We start from the raw sequence: 3,329 nt of genomic DNA on the forward strand, positions 1-3,329 counted from the left end.
CTTCCACATCCAACCTATCAACGTCCTAGTCTCGAACGGCTCTTTAGAGGACATAAAGTCCTAGGGAAATCTTATCTTGAGGTAGGCTTCCCGCTTAGATGCTTTCAGCGGTTATCCCTTCCGAACATAGCTACCCGGCGATGCCACTGGCGTGACAACCGGTACACCAGAGGTTCGTCCACTCTGGTCCTCTCGTACTAGGAGCAGATCCTCTCAAATTTCCAGCGCCCACGGTAGATAGGGACCGAACTGTCTCACGACGTTCTAAACCCAGCTCGCGTACCTCTTTAAATGGCGAACAGCCATACCCTTGGGACCTGCTTCAGCCCCAGGATGAGATGAGCCGACATCGAGGTGCCAAACACCGCCGTCGATATGAACTCTTGGGCGGTATCAGCCTGTTATCCCCAGAGTACCTTTTATCCGTTGAGCGATGGCCCTTCCATACAGAACCACCGGATCACTAAGACCTACTTTCGTACCTGCTCGACTTGTGGGTCTCGCAGTTAAGCGCGCTTTTGCCTTTATACTCTACGCGTGATTTCCGACCACGCTGAGCGCACCTTCGTACTCCTCCGTTACTCTTTAGGAGGAGACCGCCCCAGTCAAACTACCCACCAGACATGGTCCTCGCCCCGGATTACGGGGCAGAGTTAGAACCTCAACATTACCAGGGTGGTATTTCAAGGATGGCTCCATTGGAACTAGCGTTCCAACTTCAAAGCCTCCCACCTATCCTACACAAGTAAGGTCAAAGTTCAATGTCAAGCTGCAGTAAAGGTTCACGGGGTCTTTCCGTCTAGCCGCGGGTACACCGCATCTTCACGGCGAATTCGATTTCACTGAGCCTCTGCTGGAGACAGCGCCGCCATCATTATGCCATTCGTGCAGGTCGGAACTTACCCGACAAGGAATTTCGCTACCTTAGGACCGTTATAGTTACGGCCGCCGTTTACTGGGGCTTCGATCAAGAGCTTCGCTTACGCTAACCCCATCAATTAACCTTCCAGCACCGGGCAGGCATCACACCCTATACGTCCACTTTCGTGTTTGCAGAGTGCTATGTTTTTAATAAACAGTTGCAGCGGCCTGGTTTCTGTGGCTGCCAATAGCTCAGGGAGCAAGTCCCATCACCGTCAGCAGCGTACCTTCTCCCGAAGTTACGGTACCATTTTGCCTAGTTCCTTCAGCAGAGTTCTCTCAAGCGCTTTGGTCTACTCGACCTGACCACCTGTGTCGGTTTAGGGTACGATTCCTGTGTAACTGAAGCTTAGAGACTTTTCCTGGAAGCATGGTATCAGCCACTTCACTGTACAAGTACAGCTTGCTATCGACTCTCAGCATAGAGCACCCCGGATTTGCCTAAGATGCATGCCTACTGTCTTCCACCTGGACAACCAACGCCAGGCTGACTTAACCTTCTCCGTCCTCTCATCGCATTACACAGAAGTATTGGAATATTAACCAATTTCCCATCGACTACGCCTCTCGGCCTCGCCTTAGGGGTCGACTCACCCAGCCCCGATTAACGTTGGACTGGAACCCTTGGTCTTTCAGCGAACGGGTTTTTCACCCGTTTTGTCGTTACTCACGTCAGCATTCGCACTTCTGATACCTCCAGCATACTTCTCAATACACCTTCATCGGCTTACAGAACGCTCCCCTACCACGTAACTTAATAGTTACATCCGCAGCTTCGGCACATAGTTTTAGCCCCGTTACATCTTCCGCGCAGGCCGACTCGACTAGTGAGCTATTACGCTTTCTTTAAAGGGTGGCTGCTTCTAAGCCAACCTCCTAGCTGTCTATGCCTTCCCACATCGTTTCCCACTTAACTATGATTTTGGGGCCTTAGCTGGCGGTCTGGATTGTTTTCCTCTTGACTACGGACGTTAGCACCCGCAGTCTGTCTCCCGGATAGTACTCATTGGTATTCGGAGTTTGCATCGGTTTGGTAAGTCGGGATGACCCCCTAGCCGAAACAGTGCTCTACCCCCAATGGTATTCGTCCGAGGCGCTACCTAAATAGCTTTCGGGGAGAACCAGCTATCACCAGGCTTGATTAGCCTTTCACCCCTATCCACAAGTCATCCCCTGGCTTTTCAACGACAGTGGGTTCGGTCCTCCAGTTAGTGTTACCCAACCTTCAACCTGCTCATGGATAGATCGCCTGGTTTCGGGTCTACACCCAGCAACTAAACGCCCTATTAAGACTCGATTTCTCTACGGCTCCCCTATTCGGTTAACCTCGCTACTGAATGTAAGTCGCTGACCCATTATACAAAAGGTACGCAGTCACCGAACAAGTCGGCTCCCACTGCTTGTATGCATGCGGTTTCAGGATCTATTTCACTCCCCTCACAGGGGTTCTTTTCGCCTTTCCCTCACGGTACTGGTTCACTATCGGTCAGTCAGGAGTATTTAGCCTTGGAGGATGGTCCCCCCATATTCAGACAAGGTTTCACGTGCCTCGCCCTACTCGTCATCATTATGTGTGCCCTTTCGTGTACGGGAATATCACCCTCTACGTTCGCACTTCCCAGAGCGTTCCACTAAAACACACATAACTTAATGGGCTGATCCCCGTTCGCTCGCCGCTACTAAGGGAATCTCAATTGATTTCTTTTCCTAAGGGTACTGAGATGTTTCACTTCCCCTCGTTCGCCTTGCATACCTATGTATTCAGTATGCAATACCCGCCTTTTAGCGGGTGGGTTCCCCCATTCAGAAATCTCCGGATCAAAGGATATTTGCCGCCTCCCCGGAGCTTATCGCAGGCTATTACGTCTTTCATCGCCTCTGACTGCCAAGGCATCCACCACATGCACTTAATTACTTGACTATACAACCCCAAACAGTCGTCGTTACCTACAAGTAGTAACTCCAACATTTCAGTTTGACGCACTGTGAACTTAATCACCGTACAGCTTCAATTTAATTCATATACCAAAACGCTTGATTCAGTTAATCGCTAGTTCTCGCATTAATCTTTCATCTAACTGCAACACTTACGTATTACCGTTAAAATCATATTAATCGAGTTTTGAACAATTTATTTCAGACTCAATTCTACTAATCTGTTAATGAATTAATGTAACCTCGTCAGCTACATTAAACTGTGATAAATCACAGAACTTAATAAGTTTATATCTTAACTCACTAAATTCTGTAATCTTTAGCTCAGGCTACGTATTTAACTCTGTTAAATACGTGGTGGAGACTAGGAGAGTCGAACTCCTGACCTCCTGCGTGCAAAGCAGGCGCTCTACCAACTAAGCTAAGTCCCCAGCTTATCATTGTGAATTCTATATCTTTCAATCTAGCAGCTT

The 3,329-nt window shown here is 49.0% G+C and carries 1 tRNA gene and 1 rRNA gene; both read right to left on the minus strand.

Annotated features, from left to right (window positions below):
- Positions 1–2,842: ribosomal RNA gene (locus tag MMP72_RS15720) — 23S ribosomal RNA — on the minus strand; the annotation flags it as partial.
- A gap of 369 nt (positions 2,843–3,211) precedes the next feature.
- Positions 3,212–3,287, minus strand: a tRNA-Ala gene (locus MMP72_RS15725).
- Positions 3,288–3,329 lie beyond the last annotated feature (42 nt).

It is taken from the genome of Acinetobacter sp. NIPH 2699 (genome assembly GCF_022549355.1).
Lineage (GTDB): Bacteria > Pseudomonadota > Gammaproteobacteria > Pseudomonadales > Moraxellaceae > Acinetobacter.